Genomic DNA, 4,032 nt, shown 5'->3' with positions numbered 1-4,032 from the left:
CCCATGGTGCGTCTCCATGGAAATGGTCGCTTTGAGCGTCAGTTGGATGGTGTCTGGAAGATGCTGGATTTTCGAGTGGATCGTTTTGAAGTGCTCGATAATCGCCCAATTGCCGAGGCGCTGGCCGCTGTTCGAGCCGTTCGTGACAATCGCCTGATGGATGCTGAAGCATATCACGATATTTCGCGACTTCGGGATCAAGGAGATGGCGACCAGTGATCGTTGTGGTCGATAGCACGGCATTGTGCTTGCTGGTAAATCCCTCCGCCAACCCGCCTGACGACCCAAGCACGGGCAGGCCGGTCGTCCAAGCGCGGGATCGCGTCGAACGCATGATATCCGAGTTGGGTGCTAACGGGACGCTGATTATCCCCACTCCGGTATTAGCGGAGGTTCTGGTGCGGGCGGAAGCCGGGGCATCTGCAATTGTGGCGGAATTGGAGCGCCTGTCACGCGTTAGAGTCAAGCCATTTGACCAGCGTGCGGCCATCGAAACAGCGATCATGACGGGCGAGGCAATTCGGGCGGGCGATAAGCGTGGAGGTTCAACGGATGCATGGCAGAAGGTAAAGGTTGACCGCCAAATCGTCGCTATTGCTCGAACGAACAACGCCACGCGAATTTATGCTGATGATAGGGCGCTCGTTGCCTTCGCGCGGCGGTTAGGTATGGATGTTGTTAGCACATGGGAATTGGCGTTGCCGGAGACAGAGGAAAACCTCTTCACCGCAAACGGCCTACGACCCGATGGAAGTGATGATTTCCATGCTGATGATGCGATTGGCGAGATGTCATAGCTGAAATCGCACCACTTTGTCGCACCGGGGTGGTGAAAAGCGACGCTTTGTCAAAAGGTTGTGGTTCGACAATCCCTTAGGAAGTCGTGGCGGAGAGGGTGGGAAGCCGTGATCCGCGCAAAACCTGACGACATTGCGTTTCTTTTCGATGGTTTAGGCATAGCGGATTGTCGCACTGAAGTGGAGCGGTGAGTTCGGATGTACGCGTTGGGATTCGAACCCACAGGTCGGAAGGCGTTGATTTTGCGTGGGATGAGCCGGAGATGAGAGTTCGACGGAGAGGGTGTCCGCCGAACTCGGGGTGATGTGATGAGTGAGAACGACCGGAGCGAAGGCTGCATCGGCGGCGAGCATGACGATAGCTGCCCCATCTGCCGGGGTGAGATGTCGCCGGATTTCGTCGAGCGGATCAAGCAGGCGGGGGCGTCCCCTTCGAGCAAGCCGATGACGAAGGAGCAATTCCTCGCGTGGCTGCGCGATCTCGGTTGAGAAGCTTCCTGTCGATGTGATCAGGCGGCGGCGTTCATCCGAGTCTTGATCCGGTGGACGGTGCCGACCCCGACCTTCAGTTTCCGCGCCGTCTCATTGATCGAGCCCCCCTTGGCGAGAGCCCGTTCGATCCGGGCGACCTTCTCGGGATCGAGGGGCTTGCGACCGGCCTTCTTCGTCGAACGGCGCAGTCCAGCCATGATCCGGCTGCGGATCATCTCGCGTTCGAAGTCGGCGAACACGCTGAGCATACCGAACATCGCGCGCCCGCTGGGGGTGCTGGTATCGAGGGCCTGCTGATGCAGGTAGAGATCGACACCCTTCGCGTTGATCTCGTGAAGGAAGCCGACGAGATGTTGGAGGGAGCGTCCGAGGCGATCCACGGCCCAAGTCGCCACCATGTCGATCTCACGACGCGCAACCGACTTCATGAGAGCGTCGTAGCCGGGACGCTGGTCCCGCCCCTTGGCACCGCTGATCCCCTGATCGGTGAACTCGGCGACCACTTCCCAGCCATTCCTTTCAGCGACGGCGAGGAGTTCGAGGCGCTGGTTCTCGGTGGTCTGCTGATCGGTCGAGACGCGCGTGTAGAGTGCGATGCGTTTGGTCATTCCAGAAAGGTCTCTCCAGTTATGGAATGCGTCAAGTAGTTCTTTTAGTTCGATATTTTCTCAAGGCATCTATAGATGACGCCCCTCCCGCGATGAGGAGGTGTGATGTCGAAGACCGCAGTGAGAAACGCGTCACACGATATCATCGGCTATATCGTCGATTTGGGTGATGGCCGTCAGAAGGCGGTTGATGAATGCGAGCGCCTGCTTGGGTATTTCGATCCGGCGACCAATCTCACGCGGGATCGCTTCCAACTCTTGTTCGGGATGGGTAACCAGTTGGAGGCGATGATCCGCTGGGGGCAGTGAGGGTCAGGCCGTTTGCTCGAACTGGCTCCACGAGAGCATGAGCTTGTCGCCCTTGACCTTGGGAAGCGCCTTGCGGTCGATCATCTTGCCCTGCACTTCGAAGTCGGCGTCGATCTTCACGACCAGCACCTTGCTGAAGTTCCGTTTGAGGTTGAGGGTCACCACATCGTTGCTCTTGAACGGGGTGATCGTCTTCACCTCCACAAAGTCGTTGCCGATCTTGCCGTCCGATCCCTGCGCGTAGTTGCGATGCAGCTTCAACCCGTGGGTGATCGCGCCATAGAGTTCGCCGAGGTCGCCATAGACCTGTAGGTGCCGCCCGGTGAGTTCGTAGTAATCCTGCGCCGTCGAGAGCAGGCTTTGGAAGATCGGCACCAGATCGGCTTCGAGGTCTGGGAACCGGGCTTCGAACTCCAACCGTTCGAGGTGGGAGTTGATCTCGGTCCAAGTGATCCACTCACCATCGTCGTAGATGGCGTTGTCGTCATTCCACATGTCTGTTCGGCGGTCCATCATAGTGGCCGGTCATTAGCGCACCGCCAATTAACGGGTCGTTCCCCAATCAACTGGTCAGGGAATGGCTTCCAGAATGCGACCCCACCCCGGTTTTGGAAAACGAGTTTCCGCGAGTTTGGGGTGGGTGAGTTCCGGGCATGGTTTTGGAAGGGGTGTCGGCCATCACATCGATCACCCCGATCTCCCCCCGTATCGGGCGTTGGCATGCTGGCGCATGCCGCCGACGACTTGGCATCGCTCGGCCTCCCGCAGGCGGGAGACCTCCCGATACCTGCGCCGGAAATGGAAATCGAAGAAGTCGTCCCGGTCGGCGTAACGCGAGGGGGGATGTAGAAACTGGTCTTTCTGGTTCGCGTCACCCGACTGATGCTGGGTGGTGTCGGGGGTAGTGGTTTCGTGTCGAAATTCACCTCGAAGCGGGAAATGACATATTACTTATAGGAATCCCGCTTCGAGGTGAAATTTGGCCCGCACATCCTGCGTGCAGCCCGAGGGGTGACTTCGCTGCGATATCCCGCGCCGACCTGATGACATCGAAGCGGATCGATCTCACTTCGAGGTCACCGAGGACACCCCGATCCCTTCGACGGGATAACCCATGAGGGGTTATCCATCAGGCGACGACCCGATACTGCCGGGTGCCATCCCCGCCGCCATGGATGGAAGTGGCCTTCACGGAAACGACCCTGCCCGAACGCAACCGACGAGAATGGGCACGACGATCATGCGGACAACGGGGTGAGGCCGATCCCGTTCCGGCATGCGAACCTACCCTACGCCTTCGGAGAGTATTTTAGGCAAGATAATTATTGCGAGCGGAGATTTGAGTGCGGTATTTTACATTCATAAATAAGTGATCAATGCGTAACGGCTTTGTTGTTCATAAATACGGTATGTAATTCAGGCATGAATTATCCATACAGCTTTTGAGCCTCGCATGTCCGTTACCATGCGAGGCTTAATTGTATGGAGAATAATTTTGGATTACCCACCGTATTGGAATTACATCGAAGGCATCGGTCGGAAGGAACACCGACCATTCAAACGGGCATTGCGCAAGCCCCTTACGCGGTTTGAGCGCGAGTTCACCCCACACCTCTTCGACGGCGAAACCTACTTCCCCGTGTCTACGATCAAGGAAGTGCCGGGGCGAAACCACTCTCAAGCCCTCAAAGTCGCTCAAGGTAAGCTCGCGCTGGAAGAAAACTCGTTTTTCGCCAATCGCCTGATCAAGTCGAACGCGACATGCGAGCGGGGCAGATGGCTATACACCGACGCCCCATCCGAACGGGTCACGCTGGGCGGCCTAG

The 4,032-nt window shown here is 57.6% G+C and carries 7 protein-coding genes; 5 read left to right on the top strand and 2 right to left on the bottom strand.

Translation table 11 applies throughout. The features are described 5' to 3' along the window. From OKA11_RS24145 to OKA11_RS24135, 3 genes are all read left to right on the top strand, one after another. Nucleotides 1–219, top strand: a 219-nt coding sequence (locus tag OKA11_RS24145) for a hypothetical protein (protein ID WP_267225128.1), incomplete at its 5' end; no start/stop codon positions are given. Continuing rightward, nucleotides 216–797: a PIN domain-containing protein gene (locus tag OKA11_RS24140; RefSeq protein WP_267225126.1), complete on the top strand. Its 582-nt coding sequence runs from the start codon at nt 216–218 to the stop codon at nt 795–797. The genes OKA11_RS24145 and OKA11_RS24140, both read left to right, overlap by 4 nt. 309 nt (nt 798–1,106) lie before the next feature. Then, the gene (locus OKA11_RS24135; protein ID WP_267225125.1) at nt 1,107–1,286 is read left to right on the top strand and encodes a hypothetical protein; all 180 of its coding nucleotides are present in this window, start codon (nt 1,107–1,109) and stop codon (nt 1,284–1,286) included. A gap of 20 nt (nt 1,287–1,306) precedes the next feature. Here OKA11_RS24135 and OKA11_RS24130 read toward each other — a convergent pair whose 3' ends face one another. Continuing rightward, a complete protein-coding gene (locus OKA11_RS24130) occupies nt 1,307–1,897 on the bottom strand; it encodes a recombinase family protein (RefSeq protein WP_267225123.1) in 591 nt (196 codons plus the stop codon). Nucleotides 1,898–2,002: 105 nt separating this feature from the next. On the opposite strand from OKA11_RS24130, the gene OKA11_RS24125 reads away from it, so the two are divergent. Continuing rightward, nucleotides 2,003–2,206, top strand: coding sequence for a hypothetical protein (locus OKA11_RS24125; protein ID WP_267225121.1), 204 nt, complete (start codon nt 2,003–2,005; stop codon nt 2,204–2,206). A gap of 3 nt (nt 2,207–2,209) precedes the next feature. Here the strand turns inward: OKA11_RS24125 and OKA11_RS24120 are convergent, their stop codons facing one another. Continuing rightward, nucleotides 2,210–2,722: a hypothetical protein gene (locus tag OKA11_RS24120; RefSeq protein WP_323748342.1), complete on the bottom strand. Its 513-nt coding sequence runs from the start codon at nt 2,720–2,722 to the stop codon at nt 2,210–2,212. Nucleotides 2,723–3,701: 979 nt separating this feature from the next. Between OKA11_RS24120 and OKA11_RS24115 the strand changes: the two genes are divergently transcribed. After that, nucleotides 3,702–4,032, top strand: a 331-nt coding sequence (locus tag OKA11_RS24115; protein WP_267225119.1) for a hypothetical protein, incomplete at its 3' end; no start/stop codon positions are given.

The organism is Novosphingobium clariflavum (genome assembly GCF_026420865.1).
GTDB classification, from domain to species: Bacteria; Pseudomonadota; Alphaproteobacteria; order Sphingomonadales; family Sphingomonadaceae; genus Novosphingobium; species Novosphingobium clariflavum.
This window is presented reverse-complemented; position numbering and strand designations above follow the sequence as displayed.

Bases quoted from the DNA above. Each gene is read 5' to 3' on its own strand.
- OKA11_RS24135 (WP_267225125.1), top strand. From the start codon at position 1,107: ATGAGTGAGAACGACCGGAGCGAAGGCTGCATCGGCGGCGAGCATGAC.
- OKA11_RS24130 (WP_267225123.1), bottom strand. From the start codon at position 1,897: ATGACCAAACGCATCGCACTCTACACGCGCGTCTCGACCGATCAGCAG.
- OKA11_RS24125 (WP_267225121.1), top strand. From the start codon at position 2,003: ATGTCGAAGACCGCAGTGAGAAACGCGTCACACGATATCATCGGCTAT.
- OKA11_RS24120 (WP_323748342.1), bottom strand. From the start codon at position 2,722: ATGATGGACCGCCGAACAGACATGTGGAATGACGACAACGCCATCTAC.